The sequence below is a fragment of the Pseudomonas sp. GL_103 genome (genome assembly GCF_057835175.1).
This window is the reverse complement of record NZ_CM174420.1, coordinates 1,622,581-1,649,267: the sequence shown is the minus strand read 5'-3', so window position 1 is coordinate 1,649,267 and position 26,687 is coordinate 1,622,581. Positions and strand designations below refer to the sequence as shown.

General features: G+C 52.2%; 20 protein-coding genes. 5 read left to right on the top strand and 15 right to left on the bottom strand.

Annotated elements, in window-relative coordinates; genetic code table 11:
* Positions 1–406: 406 nt before the first annotated feature.
* On the top strand, positions 407–1,348 hold the full coding sequence (gene cysD / locus AC3IP0_RS07505) for a sulfate adenylyltransferase subunit CysD (protein WP_489319731.1): 942 nt from the start codon (positions 407–409) through the stop codon (positions 1,346–1,348).
* Positions 1,348–3,261 (top strand): sulfate adenylyltransferase subunit CysN, encoded by a 1,914-nt coding sequence (gene cysN / locus AC3IP0_RS07500; RefSeq protein ID WP_489327087.1) that lies wholly within the window; start codon positions 1,348–1,350, stop codon positions 3,259–3,261. Before cysD ends, cysN begins: the two co-directional genes overlap by 1 nt.
* 97 nt (positions 3,262–3,358) lie before the next feature.
* On the opposite strand, the gene AC3IP0_RS07495 is transcribed toward cysN, so the two are convergent.
* The 13 genes from AC3IP0_RS07495 to cysK all read right to left on the bottom strand — a co-directional run bounded on the left by AC3IP0_RS07495 (position 3,359) and on the right by cysK (position 22,508).
* Positions 3,359–4,333: an NAD-dependent epimerase/dehydratase family protein gene (locus AC3IP0_RS07495; protein WP_489327085.1), complete on the bottom strand. Its 975-nt coding sequence runs from the start codon at positions 4,331–4,333 to the stop codon at positions 3,359–3,361.
* On the bottom strand, positions 4,330–6,657 hold the full coding sequence (locus tag AC3IP0_RS07490) for a glycosyltransferase (RefSeq protein WP_489327083.1): 2,328 nt from the start codon (positions 6,655–6,657) through the stop codon (positions 4,330–4,332). Before AC3IP0_RS07490 ends, AC3IP0_RS07495 begins: the two co-directional genes overlap by 4 nt.
* Before the next feature lie 26 nt (positions 6,658–6,683).
* Positions 6,684–12,611, bottom strand: coding sequence for a glycoside hydrolase family 99-like domain-containing protein (locus AC3IP0_RS07485; RefSeq protein ID WP_489327081.1), 5,928 nt, complete (start codon positions 12,609–12,611; stop codon positions 6,684–6,686).
* The gene (locus AC3IP0_RS07480) at positions 12,608–13,177 is read right to left on the bottom strand and encodes a sulfotransferase (protein WP_489327080.1); all 570 of its coding nucleotides are present in this window, start codon (positions 13,175–13,177) and stop codon (positions 12,608–12,610) included. The genes AC3IP0_RS07485 and AC3IP0_RS07480 overlap by 4 nt, the downstream gene beginning before the upstream one ends.
* Positions 13,178–13,263: 86 nt before the next feature.
* A complete protein-coding gene (locus AC3IP0_RS07475) occupies positions 13,264–14,619 on the bottom strand; it encodes an ABC transporter ATP-binding protein (protein WP_489327078.1) in 1,356 nt (451 codons plus the stop codon).
* Positions 14,609–15,427: an ABC transporter permease gene (locus AC3IP0_RS07470; protein ID WP_489327077.1), complete on the bottom strand. Its 819-nt coding sequence runs from the start codon at positions 15,425–15,427 to the stop codon at positions 14,609–14,611. Before AC3IP0_RS07470 ends, AC3IP0_RS07475 begins: the two co-directional genes overlap by 11 nt.
* Positions 15,427–15,972 carry a dTDP-4-dehydrorhamnose 3,5-epimerase gene (gene rfbC, locus AC3IP0_RS07465; protein WP_489327075.1) on the bottom strand — a complete coding sequence of 182 codons (546 nt, stop codon included), beginning with the start codon at positions 15,970–15,972 and terminating at the stop codon, positions 15,427–15,429. Before rfbC ends, AC3IP0_RS07470 begins: the two co-directional genes overlap by 1 nt.
* Positions 15,972–16,856 (bottom strand): glucose-1-phosphate thymidylyltransferase RfbA, encoded by an 885-nt coding sequence (gene rfbA, locus AC3IP0_RS07460; protein ID WP_489327074.1) that lies wholly within the window; start codon positions 16,854–16,856, stop codon positions 15,972–15,974. Before rfbA ends, rfbC begins: the two co-directional genes overlap by 1 nt.
* Positions 16,857–16,858: 2 nt before the next feature.
* Entirely contained in the window at positions 16,859–17,755 is an 897-nt protein-coding gene (gene rfbD / locus AC3IP0_RS07455) for a dTDP-4-dehydrorhamnose reductase (protein ID WP_489327073.1), read from the bottom strand.
* Positions 17,752–18,822 carry a dTDP-glucose 4,6-dehydratase gene (gene rfbB, locus AC3IP0_RS07450; RefSeq protein WP_489327072.1) on the bottom strand — a complete coding sequence of 357 codons (1,071 nt, stop codon included), beginning with the start codon at positions 18,820–18,822 and terminating at the stop codon, positions 17,752–17,754. Before rfbB ends, rfbD begins: the two co-directional genes overlap by 4 nt.
* Before the next feature lie 4 nt (positions 18,823–18,826).
* Positions 18,827–19,810, bottom strand: coding sequence for a glycosyltransferase family 2 protein (locus AC3IP0_RS07445; protein ID WP_489327070.1), 984 nt, complete (start codon positions 19,808–19,810; stop codon positions 18,827–18,829).
* A 521-nt stretch (positions 19,811–20,331) separates the two neighbouring features.
* On the bottom strand, positions 20,332–21,270 hold the full coding sequence (locus AC3IP0_RS07440; RefSeq protein ID WP_489318761.1) for an aspartyl/asparaginyl beta-hydroxylase domain-containing protein: 939 nt from the start codon (positions 21,268–21,270) through the stop codon (positions 20,332–20,334).
* 263 nt (positions 21,271–21,533) lie between these two features.
* Complete coding sequence (gene cysK / locus AC3IP0_RS07435; protein WP_489327068.1) at positions 21,534–22,508, bottom strand: cysteine synthase A; 975 nt, start codon at positions 22,506–22,508, stop codon at positions 21,534–21,536.
* Positions 22,509–22,638: 130 nt separating this feature from the next.
* On the opposite strand from cysK, the gene AC3IP0_RS07430 reads away from it, so the two are divergent.
* The gene (locus AC3IP0_RS07430; RefSeq protein ID WP_489327066.1) at positions 22,639–23,715 is read left to right on the top strand and encodes a DUF748 domain-containing protein; all 1,077 of its coding nucleotides are present in this window, start codon (positions 22,639–22,641) and stop codon (positions 23,713–23,715) included.
* On the opposite strand, the gene AC3IP0_RS07425 is transcribed toward AC3IP0_RS07430, so the two are convergent.
* Positions 23,712–24,212 carry a DUF2442 domain-containing protein gene (locus AC3IP0_RS07425; RefSeq protein WP_489318759.1) on the bottom strand — a complete coding sequence of 167 codons (501 nt, stop codon included), beginning with the start codon at positions 24,210–24,212 and terminating at the stop codon, positions 23,712–23,714. The two genes, AC3IP0_RS07430 and AC3IP0_RS07425, sit on opposite strands and share 4 nt — an antisense overlap.
* A complete protein-coding gene (locus AC3IP0_RS07420; RefSeq protein WP_489319730.1) occupies positions 24,200–24,430 on the bottom strand; it encodes a DUF4160 domain-containing protein in 231 nt (76 codons plus the stop codon). The genes AC3IP0_RS07425 and AC3IP0_RS07420 overlap by 13 nt, the downstream gene beginning before the upstream one ends.
* Positions 24,431–24,635: 205 nt before the next feature.
* On the opposite strand from AC3IP0_RS07420, the gene AC3IP0_RS07415 reads away from it, so the two are divergent.
* Both AC3IP0_RS07415 and AC3IP0_RS07410 read left to right on the top strand, forming a co-directional pair.
* Positions 24,636–25,481 (top strand): AAA family ATPase, encoded by an 846-nt coding sequence (locus AC3IP0_RS07415; protein ID WP_128608646.1) that lies wholly within the window; start codon positions 24,636–24,638, stop codon positions 25,479–25,481.
* Positions 25,482–25,492: 11 nt separating this feature from the next.
* Positions 25,493–26,671: a vWA domain-containing protein gene (locus tag AC3IP0_RS07410; protein WP_008049176.1), complete on the top strand. Its 1,179-nt coding sequence runs from the start codon at positions 25,493–25,495 to the stop codon at positions 26,669–26,671.
* Positions 26,672–26,687: the final 16 nt, after the last annotated feature.

Below are 26,687 nucleotides of genomic sequence, written 5' to 3'. Positions count from 1 at the left end.
CAAGCGCACCGCCGAACGACGCTTGCATGAGCTTGCACTCCTGCCTGACACACTCAATGCACAAAACCTGAGCGACGAATCCGGGCGCAGTCCGACACCCTCGGTTCTGGACTGGGAGATTGAAAAGGCCCGGATCAAACGCAAGCTGGTGCTATATGCCCAGTTGCATCGCACCGCTGACGGCACGGACGTCTTGCACGCCAACGATGCCCGAGGTGCGCGCTACTGGTTGCCACTCGGGATCGAACCGGTTGACGCACAATCGCTTACCGCAGCGCTGCGTCGCCTGCAGGCCCACATCGCCAAGAGCATCGTCATCTTCCCCAGTGGTCGTCTGGTCAACGCCTGCAGGCAGACCACTGCGCCAGATCAGGTTGAGCTTGGACTGTTGGGGTACCCGGCCATACTGGACACAAGCAGCCAAATCGGTCCGGTCGATGCGTTGAAAGTGCGCACGCCCCACCTCAAGCATCTTGAAGCCGAAAGCCTGCAAATCATCCGCGAAGCGGTGGCCGAGGCGGAAAATCCCGCGATGCTGTACTCGATGGGCAAGGACAGCGCAGTGATGCTGCATCTGGCGCGCAAGGCCTTTTACCCTTCTCCACCGCCACTGCCATTGCTGCACGTCGATACGCGCTGGAAATTTCAGGAAATGTACCTCTTCCGCGACCTGATGGCGCGAGAAAGCGGTATGGACCTGCTGGTGCATATCAATCCGGAAGCCATCAGCAAGGACATCAACCCCTTTGATCATGGTTCGGCACTGCACACCGACATCACCAAGACCGAAGGCCTCAAGCAGGCGCTGGACAAATACAAGTTCGACGTGGTGTTCGGCGGCGCACGCCGCGATGAAGAAAAATCCAGGGCCAAGGAACGCATCTTTTCGTTCCGTACCCAGAGCCACCAATGGGACCCGAAACAGCAGCGCCCCGAATTGTGGAACCTCTACAACACGCGTAAAAAACCGGGCGAGAGCATTCGTGTGTTCCCGTTATCCAACTGGACCGAACTCGATATCTGGCAATACATCTACCAGGAAAACATTCCGCTGGTCCCCCTTTACTTCGCCAAGGAGCGTCCCGTTGTGGTGCGCAACGGCATGACCATCATGGTCGATGACGCCCGCATGCCCCTGTTGCCTGGCGAGAAAATCGAAGCCAGGAACATTCGCTTTCGCACCTTGGGTTGCTACCCGCTGACCGGCGCAATGGATTCGAATGCCACCACCGTGGCCGACATTTTGCTTGAGCTGCTGGACTCCAGTCATTCCGAACGACAGGGCCGAGCCATCGACAGTGACAGCTCCGCCAGCATGGAAAAGAAAAAGAAAGAAGGATACTTCTGATGGCCCCGAAAGCCTTGGTAATCGCCCCGCAACAGCCCTCGACCATTGAGGCTTACCTCGAACAGCAACAAGGCCAGGACCTGCTGCGTTTTATCACCTGCGGCAGCGTCGACGATGGCAAAAGCACCCTGATCGGTCGCCTGCTGTGGGACTCCCGGCAATTGACCGACGATCAACTGGCGACCCTGAAAAACGAATCGAAGAAATATGGCACCCAAGGTGCTGACATCGACTTTGCGTTGCTGGTCGACGGCTTGTCGGCGGAGCGTGAACAGGGCATCACGATCGATGTGGCCTACCGGTATTTCGCAACTGCCAAACGCAAATTCATCGTGGCCGATACGCCGGGGCATGAGCAATACACGCGCAACATGGTTACCGGTGCGTCCACTGCCGACGTGGCAATCATCCTTGTTGATGCGCAGCAAGGCGTCCTGACCCAGACCCGGCGACACGCCTACCTGACATCACTGATGGGCATCCGTCACGTGGCGCTGGCCGTGAACAAGATGGACCTGGTCAACTTTGATCAGGATACCTTCCAGCGTATCGTCGAAACCTTCCAGGCATTCACCCAGACGCTGGGCTTTGAGAAGATCACGGCCATTCCTGTCAGTGCGCTCAAGGGCGACAACATCACCCAGCGCTCGGCTCACACGCCGTGGTACAACGGCCCAACGCTGATGGGTTACCTGGAAACTGCGGAAATCACCGCACCGCAAGCCGAACGCCTGGTGTTTCCCGTGCAGTGGGTGAATCGACCGAACGCTTCGTTCCGCGGGTTTAGCGGCTATGTTGGCGAAGGCAAGGTCAAAGTCGGCGACGAGATCCGCGTGACCCTCTCCGGTCAAACCGCAACGGTGGCGGAAATTGTCAGCATGGACGGCTCGATGCAACAGGCCGAGCGTGGTGACGCCGTCACCTTGAAGCTCGACCGGGAAATCGATGCATCTCGCGGCGACATCATTTCACTGAGCAAGAGCCCGCTGGAAACCACGGACCAGTTTGAAGCAACGCTGGTATGGATGGACGAAGAAGCCGGGCTGCACGGCCGCAACTACGACATCAAACTCGCCTCGCAATGGGCCAGCGCCTCGATCACCACCATCAAGTACCGGGTGGACATCAACACCCTGGCCCACGACGCCAGCACCCAACTACTGCTGAACGATATCAGCGTGTGTACGCTTGCCATCAGCAAACCAATGGTCTACGACAGCTATCAACACTCGAAGACCCTTGGCAGCTTCATCCTGGTCGATCGCATCAGCAACGCTACGGTTGCCGCCGGCATGATCACCCACAGCCTGCGACGCGCGCAAAACGTGCATAAACAGGCCCTATCGATCAGCCGTGAAAACCGCGAGAAACTCAACGGCCACAAGGGCAAGGTCATCTGGTTCACCGGTCTGTCCGGTTCGGGCAAATCGACACTGGCCAACGCACTCGAAGTCGAACTGCACGCTAATGGTTATCGCACCTACCTGCTTGATGGCGACAACGTCCGCCAGGGCCTCAACAAGGATCTGGGATTTACCGACGCCGACCGCGTAGAAAACATCCGCCGAATCGCCGAAGTAGCCAAACTGATGATGGACGCCGGGATGGTGGTCATGACGGCGTTCATTTCACCGTTCAGGAGAGAGCGGCAGATGGCACGGGAACTGATCGGGGAAGATAACTTTGTCGAGGTCTACGTCAGCACTCCATTGGAGGTCTGCGAACAGCGGGATGTGAAGGGGTTGTACAAGAAGGCCCGGGCCGGGCAGTTGCCGAATTTGTCGGGGGTGGGGAGTCCGTATGAGGCGCCGCTTGCTGCTGAGATTGAAATCGTGGCTAACAGAGTAACCATCGGCGACTCTGTCTCAACCATCCTAGAAGCCGTAAAGATGAAAAACTCTGGAGAGCGATAACCGCCATTGCTCGATATACAACTCGAAACGGTTAAATGCTCTCCGATTTATCGAAAGAGGTAGAGATAAGCTACCTTTTTATCGGGGTGACTGACCCTCACTGTGCATCGGGATTAAGCTGCAGCCATGCCGAAAATCGCTCCAGCCCCTGCTCAAAATCCAGCTTGGGGGACCAGTCAAGAAACTGCCGGGCTCGCTCGATGCAGAGGACACTTTCCTGCACATCGAATGCTCTCCCGGGCAAGTACCTACGGTCTGCAACGCGCCCTGTCACTCTCTCGATTGCGTCGAGTAGCCCGTTAAGACTAAGCCCATACCCTCCACCGACGTTAAATACGCGAGTATCACCAGCCACCTCAAGAGCACTCAACAGAGCGCTGACCACATCGGCAATATGTATGTAGTCTCGTGTCACGGAACCGTCCCCCCAGATTTCGACTGGTTCGCCACGCATCACCTGACCGAGAAATACCGCAACGGCCCCTTGGCTTGCATGCGTACGCTGTCGCTCGCCAAAGGGATTAGATAGACGTAATACCGTGTAGTCTAAGCCGTAAAGAGAATGAAAAAGATGAAGATACTTCTCGATCGCCAGCTTGCTAATGCCGTAAGAGCAAACTGGATCAGTAGGGTGCATCTCGGAAATAGGCAACTGTATAGGCCGACCATAAACAGTGCCACCCGAAGATACAAAAACAATCTTCTTCAACCCAACTTTAACTGCACGACTCAACAAACGAATCGTGCCAAGGACATTACTTTCGATATCGAATATCGGATCCGCATTTGAAGACTTTGGCAGCGTAGTTGACACCAAATGATAGCAGACGTCGCACCCTTCCATCGCTTCGGCAATATCTGCCTCACTAATCAAGTCTCCTTCATAGAGTTCGAAGCGAGGATTCGAAAGGTGAGTATGGCCCAATGACGTGACGTGCGGACGATCGAAACAGCGTACTGAATACCCTTGTTCAAGCAGTTTATCTATCAAATGGGAGCCAATAAACCCTCGCCCACCCAAGACAAGACAACGCGATTTCGAGGCCACGAGACCCATATTAAAGCCACTCATTTATAATCCCCTATACGCTTCAAGGTACTATTCGCCTCTACATCGGCAAACTGCCCCAAGTAGACTTCCTCATATCTGTCTATCATTATTCCGGTATTGAATTTTTCAGCAGCAAATGGAACAGAATGCAAAAGTCGTCTGTATTTAATATCGTCATTTGCCAATCGAATAATTTTTTCACTCAACGCGTCAATATTGATATTCAAGCTATCAAGCTCGAACAACTCACCAGCCAACCCCTCTGGTGATTCAAGCATATAACGGATTGCACCGACATTACTGGCCAGTAATGGTTTTCCGCTCAGCAAGCAATCGATCAACACCAACGGAAAGCTCTCACCTTCAAACCGAGAGGGCAAAAACCCTATGTCAGAGATTGCGAAATAGTCGCGAACATTTGAACGAAAACCTAGAAAATGGATAAATTCATTAACAACCAAAGGTTTAAGGCGACTGAACTCTGGCCCTTCCCCAATTAGAAGCAGATGAATTTTACGAGCAGAGCGGACATTCGCTATTTCAACGGCTTTTATCGCCTCTTCCCAGCCCTTATCCCGAATAGCCCGCGCAACTAAACACAGTACAAAATCATCACTACCAATATTCAATTCGGTTCGTGGTACCGGTATTATCTTTTTTGCCGGCAAAGCATTATCGATTTTACAAAAATTTTTATCCTGGCGGAATTCCGAAGAAAAAGGCGCCTGATTCTTTTCAGCTGTATAGATAAAGCAATCAATCTGACGTGTCAGCAATGGCATAAGCTGGGTCAATTGAGCCGATGGCATCATTTCGTACATGCCGTGCATGGTCACAACATGTCGAATCTCGCGACTATTAATCAACAATGTCGCCAGCGATATATCGACCCAAGCATGATGAGAGTGCACCAACTCAACGCCCATATCTGCAAAAACCGCTTCAGTCAGTTCAAGTCTGCCCAATTCCAGCAACGGAACAAAATCAGACAACATCGACCGAACTCCTGGTTCAGTTGGCTGCTCCTTACAATTAAGAAGCGTCACCGCGTAGCCTCTGTCGTACAGCAGATTTGCAAGCATAATCGGAAATGTCTCGCCACCACCGGCAGCAAGCGCATAAACGCACATTACAATATTAGGCTTTCTAACTACCGCATCTCGAATTATTCTTTCTATATCATATAGCTTCTTGAACTCTTCAAGCCGATTTTCGCCTTTTTTTCTGCACCAATGCAAATACAGCTGCTTTTCCTGTCTCTCAAAATCCGCACGATCCAACTTGTACAAGCCGGCCAAATAGAGAGCCACCACTTCATGCTCTCGATAATACAGATCTTCTCTCTGCGCATTAACTGATGTATTGAGGGCATGTTGCCGATAAAAATTTGTTACTTCTGGATTATAAGCCACCAATCCGCCACGAATGATCGACAAGTAAAACACCCAGTCCCCACACATCCGTAACGCAGCCCATCGTGCATCGTCGAGTAGCGCCAGTTTCCCGGGATTCCTAAACACTGCACCGCTCACATTCGGTACAATGTTTTTCACCACCCACCCCGACTTCACCAGCGAATGAGCCGACTTCACAAAAGGGCGCGCCCATATATCAAGCATAAGATCGGACAAGTAATCTTCCGAGGTCCAAACTGTTCTGGCGGGCGCTTCCGAGACAAACTCGGTCCGCCCGAAAGCGAGTTGAACCGCCTCATTTTGAAAGCTACCGACTAAGCCCTCTAACAGATTAACTGAGCAGTAATCATCACTTTCTGCCACCCAAACAAGTTCCCCGGAAGCCAATTCCAAGCCCTTTTTCCACTGATTGAACACACCTCCTGAGTTACTTTCGTTAAATTGGCAGATGGTTTTTTCAGGGTAGCGTTCGGCATATTCGCGCAGAACCGCGAGACTCTCGTCGCTCGAGTAGTCATCCAGCAAAATCACTTCGATATTGCTATAAGTCTGGTTGTAAATCGACTCGAGCCGTTCGGATAAATAGCCGGCATGATTAAAGTTCGGAACGATGACCGAAATTTTTGGTCTGAACTCCGGGTCCAGGGATATACCCTCACCATACAAGGCCGTTTCGCTCTCTCCTTTACTACTTGCCAACCCTCCCATCAAAACATGAGCACGACGTTTGATTCCGCTAAAACCTTCCCGTCTAAACACGCCCACAACCCGACGCAAAGTCAAAAGCATCGAGCCTTGATAAAAAGACACAACCTTTGGTACTGCCCGGCAAAGATGTATAAGCGACCTTAATTTGCGACGCCAGTACCGCAAAAAACCGGCAACTTTGAAAGTCGTCATGTAAACGACGCGCGCAACAACTTCAAGCACGCGTCGGGAGCCCTTCACAATGATCCTTAACAATTGCTATCGGCCTCAATTCGAGATAACAGAATATCTCTTTGGAAAATCTCAACGTACTGCTTGGCCACAACATCAATCTTATATCTATTCGCCACTAAAGGAACAAGTTCCGACGCCTTGTTATATCTAACTTTGTCGGTGGCGAATGCAGCAATGACCGCGCCCGCCTCTTTAATTGGGACCTCCCAATCTTCTAGACCGATAACTGCCCCCGCGATATCATCTTGCGTTGAAAGCATATTTTTTATATCGCCTACAGCAGACGCAATGTAAGGCTTACCTGCAAAGAGGCAATCGACGATCGTCAGAGGGAAACTCTCAGACTTAAACGTCGTTAACATAATGCCCATATCTGCCGAAGCATAGTGGCCAACCGAGTTCTCACTGAATCCCGCCAGGTAAACAAAATCCGGTGTACCTGTTCTGCAGTACTCGTCGTAGACCGGTCCGTTTCCTACCAGGATAAGACGAATATCGCGCCCTGATAATTTGCGTGCGTATTCCACGGCCAGAATGGCTTCAGCCCACCCCTTATCGGGAATCGCACGACTAACACAGCACAAGACAAATGCTTCTTCAGGAATACCCATATGCGCACGTGGAACCGGTACTACAGCAGACGGCATCATGCCGTTTGGCAGCTTGACGAATCGCGGTGAAGACTGATCGTAGAGCGAAAATTTCGAGAACGGTCCCAGATTTTTATCAGCGGTATAGACCCAAGTAGTGACTCCACTATCAGCGGTTCTAAGTTGCGCTTCGGTAACTCCAAAAGCATCACCATGTTCAATCATGCCATGGAGCGACGCAACATGAGCACCCAGTTCATCAAATACATCTGGAACATGCAGAGGATATTTCTGAATATGCCACTGATGCGTATTTAATGCTTCCACTCCAAAGTCGCGGATGATGGTTTTCACCGCGTCGACATCAGATGTCTCGATGAGGGGGACATCGTTTCTCAGCATACGTCGAACTCCGTCTTCACGCGGATTCAACCCTGCACTCAAGAGAATAACTGACAACCCCTGCCGCTTGAATTCGTTAGCCATCCTGATGGGCAAAATTTCAGCCCCACCTGGATAGAAGCCCATTGTCGAAATCAATATATTCGGTTTCCGTTCCTCCCGCGCGCGCAATATACAATCTGGTCGGTACCATGAGAGGAATTTCTGCTCATCTCCGACAGAATGATAGTCGTAAAGCTCTTTACAGCTCTTTTGAGACTGCTCAAGCAATGCAAGTGGGACGTTATACAACTCTTGTACGGTGCGTCCGGCCAGCCCCAACTCATGATAAAAAACTTCTTTTTTATAAGTACTTTCGGCGGCACTACCTTTATATCGACGGAAGAAATTTGTCGCCTCAGTGCAGTAGGCAATCTTCCCCCCTCTAATTTGGTGAAGATAGAAGACCCAATCACCAGCTGCGGACATTGACAGCCATGCCTCATCGTCCAGCAAAGCCAACTCAACAGGGCGTTTGAACAGAACACCGCTAGCATTGGGGATAGTGTTCTTTATCCCGAGTGCTGCTTTAACTTCATTATGAGCAGTCTCGACGTAGGATGCGTTCCATTTATCCGCGCACTCCAAGTCACTCACATACATCTTGAACTCGTCGACCATTGGTACTTCGTCGACACTGACAAAGACAGACTTCGCGTAGGCGAGTAGTACTGCCTCATCTTCAAACGTATTAACAAGAACTTCCAGAAAGCGCTCATCACAATAGTCATCGCTTTCGGCGATCCAGACAAGTTCACCTGTAGCGGCTTTTATGCCTTTTGCCCACTGCCGAAAAGTACCACCCGAGTTCACATCGCTAAATAGAGTTCGCGTCGTCTCCGGGTTTGCATTCGCATATTGATTTAGCAGCGCCCGACTTTGATCCGTCGAGCAGTCATCCAGGAGAATTACTTCAATATTTTTATAGGTCTGTCCGTAGATGCTATCTAACCGACGGCGTAAAAAACGCTCATGATTGTAATTCGGAACAATCACTGAAACCTTGGGCATCGATGCGCCCGAGGCAATACCCAGAAGCGCTCTTGTCGTCTCATTCAATCGACCAAAACCGCCCTGCCTGTCAGGTTCAAGGAACAGCCCTTCGTTCCAATCATTCCAGGCATTCACGAATACAAATCGACGGTCTTCAGGATGAGCATGTTTGGCACTCAGAATTGCCGCATCAAGCCACCGACGATAATCTCTGACATGAAAACGGGAATAGATGAGTGGTCGCTCTGTTTTTTGCGCGGTGTTATCACGACCCAGCGTGACAGCGTGGTACTGCGGGCAAGAACTGACCGACTCGTTTTGACAGCGAGAAACTCCCTGCGAAGCAATAACAGTATAGGGAACGACATCTACCCCATTCTTATTCAGCGGCATGAAGCTTCCGGTTTCATCCGGAACCGGGTTAACAGGAAGATCGAGAACTGCATCGCAAAAATTCGACAGATATACTTTTGAGGTATCTGCGCCAATCAATACATTCCTGACGATCAGGAAAACTTCGCCCGCACCTTCCTTTGCAAGATCAGATCTTAACTTACCAAGAACGCGACTGGTGTATTGCGATTTACAGGACAGCGTTATGACAATTACTGGCCGGCCATCAACCTTAATGTATCGTGCATCAGTAATGGCCCGCGTGATCCTGGTGAGAAGAGTCTCAGCCATGTCATCTGAATTCAGCTCACATTGAACACAGAAACGGAAATCGATTTCTTTAAGCTTAAGAAAGAGGTCGACAGGCTCGCGTAACGCGCCACTGCCATTGTCACTCAACTCAAAGCAGAAGCCGTGTAGTCCATGCTGTTGGGCAAGCGATGTCTGGTGCTCAAGCACCTTCCCGTTGTAACTGTCATAAAACCCCAACTCGTCGTGAGGTAAAGATGGCTGGGAGCTTCCCTTGGAAGCTGGTCTACCATTACGGAGTGAAACCCAGTCAGGTGAAGAGAAAAATGCAAGCAATTTGACATCAACATCCGAAACTCCAAAACGAATGGAGTTTTCGTAGCGAGTGGCCGAATCCGGAACTGCGTGCCTTAACTCAGAAGCGCCTGCCACTACATAGTGCCAAAACGGGTTCAGGTTCGCATTGCGAATATCGCTGTAGGTAGAGAGGTAGGATTTGGTATCGAAATCATCCGATGGATTAAGACCGTCCTTCCAACCACGCTCGCAGTAGTGCCTGATTGCCTCGCTGCTCTCGATATTCAATCCTGTGTACATCGAGAGATAGAAAGACTCATCAAAACGTCCAGACTTGGCAATCGCCTCAATCTCTGCCTCAATGATTGCCATCGAAGCCGCGTCCATCGCCGTCACGTCGTTGTTGTGCTTGTGAGGCTCACAAGCCAAGTTGCCCGCTTCGACTTCGACTTCGACTTCGACTTCACGCTCGCTGGTTTCTACAGGCAAGTCGACAATCTCAAAGGCACAATCCTCAAGAGTCGTGCTGCACTCGACAGCAACCGCTTCGTTTTCGAAATCGGCAGCGGTCCCGGCAATCGAAACATTATTGTTACTTGGCGAGAGACACTCGCCCTGCACCTGCAAAAAATCCTGATCTGAAATGGAATGCTCTAAATCAGGAGTCGAAACTTGATCTTCAAACACATTCAGTGGTGGGGCTTGACGCCCTTCTTTTTTGCCCCACTTTAAATAGTGATACAGTGGATTGATGCCAGCCTGCAAGACATCGGGATTATCGAAAAGATACTGTGCTGTACTGAACGCAATGGAAGGGTTTCGGTGTTCTTTCCAGCCATAAAGAAAATAATGTGTTGCCGGCGCCATGCGTGCCGCAGACACATCAGGATAGGTGGTAACGTAGTAATCGGCGTCAAAAAAAGAACTGGCCCGGATCTGACGAATGGAGGATCTGTTCGCGAGATCTCTACGTACTCGCAGAAAGTCAGTTACTTTTCCAGTGAAGGAAGTATTCGATAACTTAGCTTTAGGCCTGAAAGTACTAACGATTTTGCGTAATGGTGCTGTCAAACGCCAGGAACGTGAGCGCAAGAGCCGACTCAATTCATGCTGCGCGGTTTCCACCTGCCATTCGGTATCCAACATAAGTCGGGCCGCATGCCCTTTCAATGTCGAAATCTCGCCCTCGTGCTCAACAAGACGCAGGCTGAGGCCTTCTAGCCCCTCATCTCGCTCTTGAATAGTATGCGACAAACGAGCAATCAGTCCGTCACGATCAACAACGATCTGCTCAAGGTGAGAAACTTGAGCCTTTTGTGTGGCAATCGTCTGACCGAGATTAGTTAATCTACGTTCGTATTCAACTGTCGATTCCTCGCTGCCACTTATTTGCCCTTCGCGCACGGCGATCAGTTGGCTGAGGTTCTCGATCTCGTCATCGCGCTCAACAGCGATGCGTTTGAGGTTCTCGACTTTAACGTCGAGTTCGGAAGCCACTTGGTTAAGCCCCTCAACCTGGCTTTGATACTCGTCAACGCTCTGGACAAGAGTACTGATCTGAATCTCGCGCTCGATAATAGCCTGATTCAAACTGGCAATCTGGATCTGATGCTCGGCAATCTCTTGGTTGATGTCGGCAATCTGGGCATCACGCTTGACAATATCGTGGTTGAGGTCGGCAATCTGGGCATCACGCTTGACAATATCGTGGTCGAGACCGGCAATCTGGGCATCACGCTTGACAATATCGTGGTCGAGACTGGCAATCTGGGTATCACGCTTGACAATATCGTGGCCGAGACCATCAATCTGTGTGTCACGCTTGACAATATCGTGGCCGAGGCCAGCAATCTGTGTGTCACGCTTGACAATATCGTGGCCGAGACCAGCAATCTGTGTGTCACGCTCGAAAACCGTGTGCTCCAGACTGGTAATTAAACTATCTCGCTCGAGCACAACCTGATTGAAATCAGCGATCTGGGTGTCACGCTGAGCAGCTACCCGATTCAAGTGCGCAAGTTGGAAGGCGTGCTCGTCCATCGCTTGATTGAGTGCTGAAATATGAGCGTCTCGTTCTACAATCGCTTGGCTGAGGTTCGTGCATTGCACATTACGCTCGCCGAGTCGTCGGTGTCGCGCCCGAACAAACTTAATTGCCTTGAATGTAATGTCGAATTGAGCTTCCGAGAAAACCTCCTTGCTTACCGGAGGTTCTTTATCATAGCCAAAGACAGTGAAGTCCTGGTCATACAGAATCTGTATCAGTTCAGAGCTACGCGGCGTCACAAACTCCGAAAGATAGGGAATCAAACTTTCATTTGCTCGACGGCCGGCGAAAGGATTTGGTATGTACTCACCCGCCCATTCAGTAAGCGCAGCACCAAGTTCTTCCGATTGTTCTATTTTGAAAATTTTGGAATAGCTAATTAAATCTGGACGAAGCAACTGTGCCTGAGGGGTCCAGTGAAGATCCCAATACGTGGGAGCCTCGCTGCTCACAAGATGCTCAAGAAAACCTTCGAAAGCTGCTGCAATGTCTGCAGATGACTTTATAGGATGATTAAAAAATTCACAACGCGTGTATGGCCCTATCTGCAAAGGCTCTTGTAGCAATAATTTTGATTGCCATGCCGAAAAAATCCGCTTATATGGATTTCGAACGACTGCAAATCGAAAGAACGAGTCCGAAGTAAGTGTACTTTCAATAATCTCAGGGGCTAAACGAATGACGTCAGGGGCCACTTTATGAAAACTATCATGAATAATCAAATCTGGATCTGATTCTCCACTATCCGTGACGGCACGCAATACTTGGACCTTCCCTTCCAAAGCAGCAAACCACCATTTAAGCGAAGTACAGGCAACTTTAGGTGTCGAGACGTAAAGAACACCATAACGCTCCGAACGATAGCTGTTAAAACGGAGATACTGAAGCAAACTATCCTTGTCCATCTGCGGCCAATCAATAAAATCAGTCATACAACCTCACAGACGCAATCATCTACTGTTCTAGATGGGCTTTTATTTGCATGTGGAAACTCAATTTCCGGGAGATCAAATCCAAGAAAATTCGCCAATGATGCCCAACCATCGCCGTCTTCCCAGCAGACCTCCAACAAGTCAGAAGGACGATCCTTAAAATACTCCCTAACAGCATCCAAATGATTCAAATAAAGCTTTATATGCTCATCTTTATGCTCGTGGGGCATTTCATGACCATATATATATTTTCTATACTCAGTAGGACCGGTACGGTCGGCATGCTGACAGAGACTTTTGAACCATGTATCAGCATCCTTTCGTTTTGTAAGGATAAATTTCGAACCTGGAAACTTTTCGTCAATCATTTTATAAATTAACGGCCAAGGCCAATCTTCAAAACTATCGTATTCAGCCACCCACTCAAGGAGCTCTGTATAACGTCCATCGCGCCACAAATTGAAAGCATCCTGACTACAGGAAATATGTTTCAACCCCCAGTGAACCATGCATTCACCGAGCGAGGTGGTTCCAGTTTTATTTAACCCAACCCCTACTATTTTCACACGCCCCCCAAATATTTCGATTATGTTGCTGTGGCCTCAGGATCGAGTCGCGCTAGCAGCGAACCGATCAACTGAAAACTACCCCACTAACTCAAATCTAATGAAGGCTCACTTGCGGAGCAGTCAACATACCCAAACGATTTTTGCTTTTCCTTAGGCGCGATACGAAACATTACTGCATCCAAAATTCGGTGAGCACAATTTGGCTCCTGGCTAGACCAAACACCTCCGCCCACAAAATACACGCCTGGCAACAAACTCATTTTGAATGAAAATTTAATGCTGAATTTACTGCCATCCTGAATCCCTTCGACATACTTTCCATCTTCAGGATATCGCTGCCCAGTGACGATTGCGCCAGACACATTTCGAATATGCAGCCCCCAGTAGATGCCGGAAAAGTCATCTAAAAAGTCTCCCGCAACCTCAAAAAAATAGGTCCCTCCCGATTCCAGGATGTTTACAACGCGGCCTTCAGCATCCTGTATTTTGATAGACTTTATTTCCGCACCTTGCACTTTGTATATTGCGGTCGTGTCGGGTACAAGCCCGGGATCAAATGCATTAAACGAAGATGTTTCAGGCCCAGAAACCGGGGCTTTTGTGCTTTCAGTAATCATCACGTCGCCTGACTGATCAGCAAGACGGTATTGATCTACTAAATCTTTATATGCTGAATCGGGCGCATAAATTAGCTTTTGATAAGCACGCACAGTCTGTGGTGCCGGACCAAACATGAGCCTGCTACCCTGATCAAGAAAGAGTGTTCTATCGCAAAACTCGATAATACTTGCCGCGGAATGTGACACAAAAAGAATGGATGTACCCTTATTCTTTAGTTCTTCAAGGCGCGCGAAGCACTTGCGTTGAAACTTTTCATCTCCTACAGCAAGTGCTTCATCCACAACAAAAATATCCGGATCAATCATCGCTTGGACAGCAAACGCCAATCGAACAATCATGCCGCTGGAGTAGTTTTTTACTGGCTGCTCAATGAATGCACCGATATCCGCAAATGCCGCGATCTCATCGAATCGAGCATCGATTTCTTCTTTTTCCAAGCCAAGTACCGAGGCGTTCATATAGACGTTTTCACGCCCGGTGAACTCTGGATTGAAGCCTGAACCCAATTCCAACAGTGCAGCAATTCGCCCTTTCGTCTGGACACTGCCATGTGTAGGGTTCAACGTGCCGCAAATCATTTGCAGCAAAGTTGACTTCCCACTGCCGTTGCGTCCTACAATTCCTACTGTCTCGCCTCGCTTAACATCAAACGACACATCCCTCAACGCCCAGAACTCGCGATAGTGCTGACCAGGTTGCATTCCTACCGAGCGTTTAAAGCGCGGTAGAAAGAACTGCTTCAGTCGGTCGCGCGGCTGCTCATATATGTGGTAGCACTTACTGAGGTTTTCTACTTTGATGGAAATTTCAGAGGACATCAGCAAACCCTTTCCGTGTTTTCTGGAACCAAGCGAAACCTAGCCAGGCGATAAAGATAGTGGCGATCCAGTAAACCCCCAACATAGAAAAGTCAGGATCTTTACCCATGAAAAGCACATCCCTTGTTTGCTCGATTACCGGCGTAAGCGGATTGAGATATAGCAAATAGCGAGTACTTTCAGGCAGCGTCGTAGCTGGATAGAAGATGGGCGACAGGAACATCATTACTGTCGTCAGAACACCGACAAACTGAGATATGTCTCTGAGGTACGTCCCTAATGAAGCAAGCAGCCAACTAACACCCAGAATAAAAAAGATGAAGGGAATAATGATAAGCGGCAAATAGAGCACTGAAGCGTGCGGCATACCATAAAAAATGCTATAGGCTACCAACCAGACACACAGACTTATTGCGCCATGGAACAGAGCCGAGTTCAGGACTACGCAAGGTAATACCTCCAACGGGAATACTACTTTTTTCACGTAGTTCACGTTGGAGAGAATTAAACTTGGCGCACGATTAATGCACTCTGCAAAGAGATTAAAAACCATTAGACCTGCGAACAATGCAAGAGCAAATTCTACCTTTGAATCGCTACCTACACCCCAACGTGCATTAAGAACCTCGCTAAAAACGAAGGTATAAACCGCCAACATCAGAAGCGGATTAAAAAACGACCATAACAAACCAAGAACGGATCCACGATAGCGTCCCAAAATCTCTCGTCTGGTAAATGCTTTGATAAGTGAGCGATTTCGCCAGAGGTTACCAATCATTTTTTCGGGTGAAGCTGAAAAGTGCTGCATCAATTAAAAACCTCAGCTGTTGCAAACAAGACACCGTGCAAATCCTTCGCAGAAATATTCGGCGGCTCGTTTATTGGCCATTTGATCGCAAGGGTCGGATCATCCCAACGAATGCAGCGTTCACATGTAGGCGCGTAATAATCAGTAGTTTTATAAAGAAAATCTGCTATTTCTGAAAGCACCACAAAACCATGGGCAAAACCTTCAGGCACCCATAGTTGTCGCTTGTTTTCAGCCGACAGAATTTCACCCACCCACTGGCCAAATGTCGGGGATGATTTACGAATGTCCACGACTACATCAAAGACTTCACCGGACACCACTCGCACCAACTTTCCCTGTGCTTGCTCAATCTGATAATGCAACCCACGCAATACGTTCTTTACCGAGCGGGAGTGGTTGTCCTGAACGAATTTAACTTCTTTGCCAATGGCCTCAGAAAACTGCGCCTCATTGAAACTTTCGAAGAAAAAACCACGCTCATCGCCAAAAACCTTGGGCTCAAACAGTACGACGTCAGGTATCGCTAGCGGAATAGCTTTCATCAGTAAATCGTCTCGCGCAGGAGGCGTTTGAGGTATTGGCCATAGCCATTTTTCATCAGTGGGGCAGCGAGCGCTTCAAGCTGCTCGGCGCTGATCCACTTCTGCCGGAAGGCGATCTCTTCGGGGCAGGCAACTTTAAGGCCCTGACGGTGCTCAAGCGTGGCGATGAAGTGGCTCGCTTCCAGCAAGGAGTCGTGAGTACCGGTGTCCAGCCAGGCGTAACCGCGACCCATGATTTCTACCGACAGGTTGCCCTGCTCCAGGTAGACACGGTTGAGGTCGGTGATTTCCAGTTCGCCACGTGGCGACGGCTTGATGTTTTTCGCGATCTCGACAACCTGGTTGTCGTAAAAATACAGGCCGGTGACAGCGTAGTTCGATTTAGGTTTGAGAGGTTTCTCCTCCAGGCTGATGGCCTTGCCCTGAGCATCGAACTCAACAACGCCATAACGCTCTGGATCATTGACGTGGTAGGCAAAAACACTGGCACCGTCCTGGCGCACCATGGCACTCGCCAGCAGCTCATTGAAATGATGGCCGTGGTAAATGTTGTCACCGAGCACCAAGGCAGCCGGGTCATTACCGATGAAGTCTTCACCGATAATGAAAGCCTGCGCCAAACCATCCGGCGATGCCTGCACTGCGTAGGAGATGTTCAGGCCCCAACGGGCGCCATCACCCAACAATTGCTCGAAACGCGGAGTATCTTGAGGAGTGGAGATAATCAGGATATCGCGGATGCCGGCCAGCATGAGCGTGCTCAGCGGGTAGTAAATCATCGGCTTGTCGTATACCGGCAGCAACTGCTTGGAGATCGCCAATGTCGCAGGATGCAGTCGAGTCCCCGAGCCGCCGGCCAGGATGATTCCTTTACGATTAAGCATAATTATTTCTCTAGTATTTCTGTGAGCATCCGTGCCACGCCGACTTGCCATTCAGGCAAGTTCAACGCAAAGGCCTTTTGCAGTTTTTGAGTATTCAAACGGGAATTGTTTGGACGTTGTGCCGGCGTTGGGTAAGCCTCTGTGCCAATAGCTCCAACCATGGCTGGAGATACCTTGAGGTTTTCACCTGCCGACTCGGCTCGTTCGAGCACAAAGCGCGCATAGCGACACCAGGTGGTTTCACCAGAGGCCGCAAGATGGTAGAGCCCACCGAGTTCCGGGCTTGCGATGGTGCTGCGAATAGCATGGGCAGTGACATCGGCCAACAGCTCTGCCCCGGTCGGTGCACCGAACTGATCGTCGATGACGTTCAAGCTGTCGCGCTCACGGGCCAGGCGCAGCATGGTCTTGGCGAAGTTGTTACCTCGTGCGGCATACACCCAACTGGTACGGAAAATCAGGTGCGAGCAGCCACTGGCCTGAATCGCCTGCTCGCCCGCCAGTTTGCTGGAGCCATAGACACTCAACGGTGCGACCGGATCACTTTCCTGCCATGGGGTATCACCGTCGCCGGCGAATACATAGTCCGTGGAGTAATGCACCAGCAAGGCATTCAGGGCCAACGTTTCCCGGGCCAGTACTGCTGGCGCTTCGGCATTCACCCGATGTGCCTGCTGTGATTCGCTTTCAGCCTTGTCGACAGCGGTATACGCCGCGGCATTGACAATTACGTCGGGCGCAAAGCGCTGTACGGTGGCAGCAAGCCCCGCCAGGTCATTCAGATCGCCACAGTAATCCGGGCTGCGGGAGTCCAGTGCGAGCAACTCGCCCAGGGGGGCAAGACTACGTTGCAGCTCCCACCCGACCTGGCCGTTTTTACCGAGCAATAGAATTTTCATGCAGTACGCCCGGCGTAGTTTTTCTCTACCCACTGAAGGTAGGCGCCCGACTGGATGTTGCTGACCCAATCCTGGTTGTCCAGGTACCACTGTACGGTTTTACGGATACCGGTTTCGAAGGTCTCTGCCGGTTTCCAGCCCAGCTCGCGCTCAAGCTTGCGAGCGTCGATGGCATAACGGCGGTCATGCCCGGGACGATCGGTCACGTAGGTGATTTGAGCGTTGTAAGGCTGACCGTCGGCGCGTGGACGCATCTCGTCGAGCAAGGCGCAGACCCTGTGCACGATGTCGAGATTAGGCTTTTCGTTCCAGCCGCCCACGTTGTAGACCTCACCCACGGTGCCGGCTTCCAGCACGCGGCGAATGGCGCTGCAGTGGTCTTTGACATACAGCCAGTCACGAATCTGCTGGCCATCCCCGTAGACAGGCAATGCCTTGCCAGCCAGTGCGTTGACGATCATCAGCGGAATGAGTTTTTCCGGGAAGTGATACGGCCCGTAGTTGTTCGAGCAGTTGGTCGTCAGTACCGGCAGGCCATAGGTGTGATGGTAGGCACGTACCAGATGGTCACTGGCGGCCTTGCTGGCCGAGTAAGGGCTGTTCGGCTCGTACTGGTGGCTTTCGCTGAACGCGGCTTCATCCTTGGCCAGCGAGCCATAGACTTCGTCGGTAGACACATGCAGAAAGCGAAACGACTGCTGCGCATCGGATGCCAGGCCCTTCCAGTAAGCGCGCACGGCTTCCAGCAAGCGGAACGTACCAACGATGTTGGTCTCAATGAAGTCTTCCGGGCCATGAATGGAGCGATCAACGTGCGACTCGGCGGCGAAGTTCAGGATCGCGCGAGGTTGATGCTCTTCCAGCAGGCGGGCCACCAGGGCGCCATCACCGATATCTCCACGCACAAATACGTGCCGCTCGTTACCGGCCAGGCTGCTGAGGTTATCCAGGTTGCCTGCATAGGTCAGCTTGTCCAGATTGACCACGGTCTCATCAGATTGAGCCAGCCAGTCCAATACGAAGTTCGCACCGATGAAGCCTGCACCGCCAGTTACTAAGATAGTCATTGATTTAGATCTTTTTCAGTAAAGTTGCGAGGATCAGCCCCAGATTTCCAGCGACCGTCTGCCGGTACAGACCGGCACGCTTGAAACCCAGAATCCTTGGTAAAAGTGGTTTGCTACGCGCCGCCTTGAATTGATCAAGCTTCACTCGATGCTCTTGGCTCAATCGATGACGCATAGATTCCAAAGCATGAATATTTTGAGTATTCCATTCGTAAAAAAGCCCCCTGAACGCCATGCGCAAGCGCTTGAGGCGTGCCAACCAACTGGAGTTGGTCCCTACAACGTTTTCATCGTGCTGGCGGTACAGCACCGTTGGGACAGGGTCATAGTGGACAGAGCCACCCGCACCGGAAATCAACTGATACGCCCACCAGTCATGCGAAGGTACATTCAGATTGTCGCCTGCTTCTTGCAGCAACGCGCGTGCGGAGTGGTTAAACACCATGGTGTTGCCACCTCCGATGTTCTGCACCAGCGCATTGGAAAAATGCGGTGCAAGAGCAAATTTGGGAGAGAAACCAAAAGGTAAACCTGACTCACAAATCAGCTCGGTACGACCACAGTAAAGAGCCGGCACACTCTCCGGGATTAACTTCAACCAGGCTATTGCCTTGTCGAGTTTATCTTGCTTCCAGATATCGTCCTGATCAGCCCACGCATAGAAGTCTGCGTGAATGTCTGCCCGACAAGTGAGCGAAAGGAAGTTTGCGACGAAGCCTCTGCGAGGCCCCCTGAAAACCTGGAGACGCCCCCCGCCCCATTGGGTGGCTGTGGCTTGAAGGATGTCCAGCGTTCGGTCCTGGGAGCCATCGTCCGAGACATAGACAATCCAGTCACAGTGAGACTGCTGCTGAAATGACTCCAGTTGCTCGGCTAAGAACGATTCTCCATTGTAGGAACACATCAGTATTGCGACTTTTTCAGTTCGGCAATCACTCAACGTGGTGCTGGCGCAAGAATCAAGAACGCTGGATCCCAAGATACCCACAAAGTTTCCTTCCGTGTACATGACGGGTGTAATGTCAGTTAGTACTTCTTTAACAAAATCAACACGATAAGGAATCGAATCATTTTCAGAGCTTGTTTAATCAGGCTGTGTGCGAGGAATCAGTACTGCACAACCGAATTCCCACGCAATATCCCAAGCAACGCTTACACCTAGCCATCAGCGGTATTTCCGCATGGCTTGGATTACGTTCTTGAGTACGACCTTCTAGGCTTTCAGCCTGATTTAGGTGGGCTTTCGAACATCTCGTATACAAACTCCATGTAAAACGAACCCCAGCCCTGGAGATACGCAAAAAACAGGCCAATAAGGCTGATGAAGCCTAAAACGACAGGAGCAATCAACGTATCCTGAGCGTAAATCCGACACAGCGTCACTTCACTGCGGACTCAGGGTGTTTACGAGGGCGAATCGTACTACAAAGCTATGAAAAAGTTCCCGTAAATAAAAAAAAGATCGCCTGTTGGCGATCTTTTCTTTTGAGCGGCTGGACAGCTAAGGCATCAACCAAACAACCATTTGGCCAGCAACCCCAGCACCACCACCGCCAAAACCGGCCGCAACACGCGGTACGCCTTGGGATTGCGCCGCTTCCATTGCTTGACCGCACCACTGAATTTATCGCTGGAGCTCTTACTCCAGGCGTAGGCTCTGTTGAAGCCTCCTACTCGCTCGTCATCAAGGTTCTGAGGGGCAGTAGCACGACCCAGCCAAGCGCTGACACTGCGATTGATGCGGGTCATGAGGCGATTGCTCAGCGGGCGTTCGATATCGCAGAACAGGATGACGCGGGTCTTTTCCGTCTCATTCTTGACCCAGTGCACGTAGGTCTCGTCGAACATCACGTCCTCACCATCGCGCCAGGCGTAAACCTGCCCGTCGACAAAGATGCGGCAATCATCGGAATTGGGGGTGGACAGGCCCAAGTGATAACGCACGGAGCCACCAAACGGATCACGATGCGGGTTGAGGTGGCTGCCGCCCGGCAGCAGGGCAAACATGGCGCCTTTGACGCTGGGAATGCTGCTGACCAGCTCCACGGTTTTCGGGCACAAGACTTCGGCAGATGGCAGCGGTTTGTCATACCACTTGAGATAGAAACGCTTCCAGCCCTTCTTGAAGAACGAGCCAAATCCGGCGTCGTTGTTCTTTGCCGCCGCGCGGATATACCCCTCGTCGAACAAGTGCATCGCTTCGTCGCGAATCATCTCCCAGTTGTCCTTGAGCACATCCAGTTCCGGGAACCTGCTGCGATCCAGATACGGTTTCGAAGGCACACCGGAAAACAGGTACATCAAGGCGTTATAGGGGGCGAACAGTGCCGAATAGTTAACGAACTGGCGCAAAACCGGCAGGCGCGCCTTGCCGCGCAAATGCACATAGAGGGTGCTGCCGAGAAACAGCAACAACAACGATGCCTTCGCGGCAACCGATAAGGTCATCAACAACTCCTTTGAAGATAAACGACACGGCACCACGTCCATTGCCCGACGTGGCTGCCCAGCATGTTAAACACTGCTGAGCCGGTGAAAACCTGCACTTTTCAACATTCAATGTTAATGAATGTGCAATAAAGTACTCATTAACATAAGGTGCCTGAACGCTGGCTGATGCAATCCATCATCAACCGGACCAGATCAATGGATCGCAACCCGCGACAACGCCTCAACCGTCACACCAGCCACGACCCGCCAATGCTTAGCACTTACTGCTGATTCTCCTGTTCGGTAAACAGATCACTGAACAGCATGCTCGACAGGTAACGTTCACCGGAATCCGGCAGGATCACGACAATGGTCTTGCCCTGCATTTCCGGGGTTTCCGCCAGCCTTACAGCCACCGCCATGGCGGCACCACAGGAAATCCCGCACAAGATTCCCTCTTCCTGCATCAAGCGCAAGGCCATGGCCTTAGACTCTTCGTCACTGACCAGCTCCACTCGATCGACGATCGACAAATCGAGGTTCTTCGGCACAAAACCGGCACCGATACCCTGGATCTTGTGCGGGCTTGGCTTGATTTCCTCACCGGCCAGGGCCTGGGTGATCACCGGCGACACTACCGGTTCCACCGCCACCGAGAGTATCGGTTTGCCCTGGGTATTCTTGATATACCGTGAAACCCCGGTGATGGTTCCACCGGTTCCGACGCCTGCCACCAGCACGTCGACCGCGCCGTCGGTATCGTTCCAGATTTCCGGGCCGGTGGTTTTTTCGTGGATGGCCGGGTTGGCCGGGTTGTCGAATTGCGCCGGCATGAAGTACTTCGACGGGTCGCCGGCAACGATTTCACCGGCTTTCTCGATGGCGCCCTTCATACCCTTGGCCGGCTCGGTCAACACCAGTTCGGCACCCAGTGCCTTGAGCACCTTGCGGCGTTCAATACTCATGGACGCCGGCATGGTCAGCATCAGTTTGTAGCCACGGGCGGCGGCTACGAAGGCCAGGCCGATGCCGGTATTGCCGGAGGTGGGCTCGACGATGGTCATGCCCGGCTTGAGTTTGCCACTGCCCTCGGCATCCCAGATCATGTTCGCGCCGATCCGGCACTTGACCGAGTAACCCGGGTTGCGCCCTTCGATCTTGGCCAGGATGGTCACACCACGCGGCGCAATGCGATTGATCTGCACCAGCGGCGTGTTGCCGATGGAGTGGGCGTTGTCAGCGAAAATGCGGCTCATGGCTGGGTCCTTAACGACAGCATTGAAATAGGGCATCAAGGTAAGCCCTCTTGCCCGCAGGCGTCCAGTCAGGTCGAACGTCCGCTTATCAGTGCAGTCAATGGCTTTAGATCGCCAGAGATTTGCCGCCATGAAACGTCGATACAGTTGGCCTCTGCGGGCCCTCATCGGCCTCGTTCTGTTGCTGATAGCGCTCCACATCGCCTTGCCCTATCTGGTGCGCGACTACCTCAATGAGCGACTGGCGAACATGGGCGACTACCGCGGCCAGATCACCGACGTGGACCCGGCCCTGTGGCGCGGGGCCTACAAAATCAACGGACTGAAAATCGTCAAGATCGATGGCAAGGTTCCGGTGCCCTTCGTCAACGCGCCGTTGATCGACCTCTCGGTCAGTTGGCATTCGCTGTGGTACGACCGGGCGGTAGTAGCCGAGGTGCGGTTCATCAATCCCGAGGTCAACTTCGTCGACGGCGGGGCCAACAAGAAAAATTCCCAGACCGGCGAGGGTACCGACTGGCGAGCACAATTAGGCAAGCTGCTGCCCATTACCCTGAACGAAGTGCGGATCAACGACGGCAAGATCAGTTTTCGCAACTTCAATTCCAAGCCCCCCGTGAACATGAATGCCACAAAAGTGGATGCCAACATCTACAACCTGACCAACGTGGTCGACACCAAAGGCAAGCGTGATGCGCGCTTCGAAGGCAAAGCCCTGCTGCTGGGGCACGCGCCACTGGAAACCACGGCGACTTTCGATCCCTTGAGCGACTTCGAAGACTTCGAGTTTCGCTTGCGCAGCACGGATATCGAACTCAAGCGTTTGAACGACTTCGCCGCGGCCTACGGCAAGTTCGACTTCAATGCCGGCCATGGCGACGTGGTGATCGAAGCATCAGCCAGCAAGGGGCGACTGACCGGCTACATCAAGCCACTGCTGCGCGATGTTGATGTGTTCAACTGGCAGCAGGATGTGGAAAGCAAGGACAAAGGACTGTTTCGCTCGATTTGGGAAGCCCTCGTCGGCGGTACCGAGACCGTGTTGAAAAACCAGGGCAAAAACCAGTTTGCGACACGGGTCGAACTCAAGGGCAACGTGCATCAAAAAGATGTCAGCGCATTCCAGGCTTTTTTACAGATTTTACGCAATGGTTTCATCCAGGCGTTCAATGCGCGGTATGAACGCCCCCAGCCGGATGCAGGCTAATTTTTGCGCGTGACGATGTACCGGCCAGTGTCTTCTGCCGCACGGGATGAATTCGTTTGCTGTTGCAGGAAGTCCCACCCCAGGCAGGCCAAGGCTAACGATCGCGGCACCGCTTCGCGACCACTGCTGTATCGGGTGATGCTACGGGTACTGACCCCCAGCGCTTCAGCCGCTTGATTTAGCGGCAACCCGGTGCGAGCACGCCAATCAATAAAGATTCGGGTGTTCTCGTCGGCTGCATTTTGCGCCAAGGCATCCAGGTAGAGAGTGTCTGCACCAATCTGGATATCAAGTTCAGGCCATTCGACACTCCAGCCATCGTCACCCAACGTTGCATACTCAAAAGCGACGCCCTGTAAAGGTTGCAGGCCTGGATAGGCATGCAGGTCGCGGCTCAAATCGAGCAGCAGCTGCTGGCCATCGATAAATGTCAGCGCCAGACGATAATCCGACAACGCTTGCACTGCCGATAGCCGTGGTCGTTTCATGGGTAGCATCGTTTCCAATCCTCCAGCAATTGGTTCTGGTGAGCTCTGACCCACTCCAGAGCTTCCCTGAGAATCAGCGGCGGCGCCTTGCCCACCATCACTTCTACAGTTTCAAGGCTCAGCATGACGTCTAGCCTGCCACCTGTCAGATGAACGTGTGGCGGTGGATGATCCTTTTCGCGCAACTGAATGCGATACGTATCTCGAAATCGGTATTTAGTAGACATGCCGGGCATGCTATCGCCAACATGGCGATAGCTCGATACTGGCCAACAGCCGAGACTGAGTCAAGATGTGACGCCCCATTCAGAGACTGAATAAGCCGTCTGCGTTCACAGTCGACCGGGCACCGCGTTATAGTCGGGGCTGACCATTTTATTGCGCCGCCGCCCTGCCTCGTTCAGGTCGGCGTTACCGTTCGAGGATTAGCAGATGAAGTTCGAAGGCACCCAGGCCTACGTCGCCACCGATGACCTGAAGCTGGCGGTCAACGCCGCCATCACCCTGGAGCGGCCATTGCTGGTCAAGGGCGAACCGGGCACCGGCAAGACCATGCTCGCCGAGCAACTGGCCGAATCCTTTGGCGCCAGGCTGATCACCTGGCACATCAAGTCCACCACCAAGGCTCACCAAGGCCTCTACGAGTACGACGCGGTCAGCCGCCTGCGCGACTCGCAACTGGGCACGGAAAAGGTTCACGACGTTCGCAACTACCTGAAAAAGGGCAAGCTCTGGGAAGCTTTCGAGTCCGAAGAGCGGGTGATCCTGCTGATCGACGAAATCGACAAGGCTGACATCGAGTTCCCCAACGACCTGCTGCAAGAACTCGACAAGATGGAGTTCTACGTTTACGAGATCGACGAGACGATCAAGGCCAAGAAACGCCCGATCATCATCATTACCTCCAACAACGAGAAAGAGTTGCCGGACGCGTTCCTGCGCCGCTGCTTCTTCCACTACATCGCCTTCCCGGACCGCGTCACGATGCAGCGGATCGTCGACGTGCATTACCCGGACATCAAGAAAGACCTGGTCAGCGAAGCGCTGGACGTGTTCTTCGACGTGCGCAAGGTGCCGGGCCTGAAGAAGAAGCCATCGACCTCCGAACTGGTGGACTGGCTGAAGCTGCTGATGGCCGACAACATCGGCGAAGCGGTGCTGCGTGAACGCGATCCGACCAAGGCCATCCCGCCGCTGGCCGGCGCGCTGGTGAAAAACGAACAGGACGTGCAACTGCTGGAGCGTCTGGCGTTCATGAGCCGTCGCGGCAGCCGATAAGGGTCAACGCCATGTTGCTCAACCTGTTCAATGAAATGCGTGCAGCCAAGGTGCCGGTTTCGGTACGCGAGCTTCTGGACCTGATCAACGCGCTGAAACAGCGCGTGACCTTCGCCGACATGGACGAGTTTTACTACCTGTCCCGGGCGATTCTGGTGAAGGACGAAAAGCATTTCGACAAGTTCGACCGAGCCTTCGGTGCCTACTTCAACGGTCTGGAAAAGCTCGACGACCACCTGCAAGCGCTGATCCCTGAAGATTGGCTGCGCAAGGAGTTCGAGCGTTCGCTGACCGACGAAGAGCGGGCGGCGATCCAGTCGCTCGGCGGCCTCGACAAGCTGATCGAAGAGTTCAAGAAACGCCTGGAAGAACAGAAGGAACGCCATGCCGGTGGCAACAAATGGATCGGCACCGGTGGCACCAGCCCGTTCGGTTCCGGTGGCTTCAACCCGGAAGGCATTCGAGTCGGCGATGCCGGCAAGCGTCAGGGCAAGGCGGCCAAGGTCTGGGACCAGCGCGAATACAAGAACCTCGACGACTCCGTTGAACTGGGCACCCGTAACATCAAGGTCGCCCTGCGGCGCTTGCGCAAGTTTGCCCGTCAGGGCGCGGCGGAAGAACTGGACATCGATGGCACCATCGACCACACCGCCAAGGATGCCGGGTTGCTGAACATCCAGATGCGGCCGGAGCGGCGCAACACCGTCAAGCTGTTGCTGCTGTTCGACATCGGCGGCTCGATGGACGCCCATGTGAAGATTTGCGAGGAGCTGTTCTCGGCCTGCAAGACCGAGTTCAAGCATCTGGAGTACTTCTACTTCCACAACTTCATTTATGAATCGGTGTGGAAGAACAACATGCGCCGCACCTCCGAGCGCACCTCGACCATGGACCTGCTGCACAAGTACGGTGCCGACTACAAAGTGATCTTCATCGGCGACGCCGCCATGGCGCCCTATGAAATCACCCAGGCGGGCGGCAGCGTCGAGCACTGGAACGAAGAAGCCGGTTACGTGTGGATGCAGCGGTTCAAGGAGAAGTACAAGAAGCTCATCTGGATCAACCCGTATCCGAAGGACACCTGGGGCTATACCTCGTCGACCAATATCGTGCGGGATTTGATCGAGGACCAGATGTATCCGCTGACCCTTCGCGGGTTGGAGGAAGGGATGCGGTTTTTGTCCAAGTAGAAATTTGTCGCCTGTG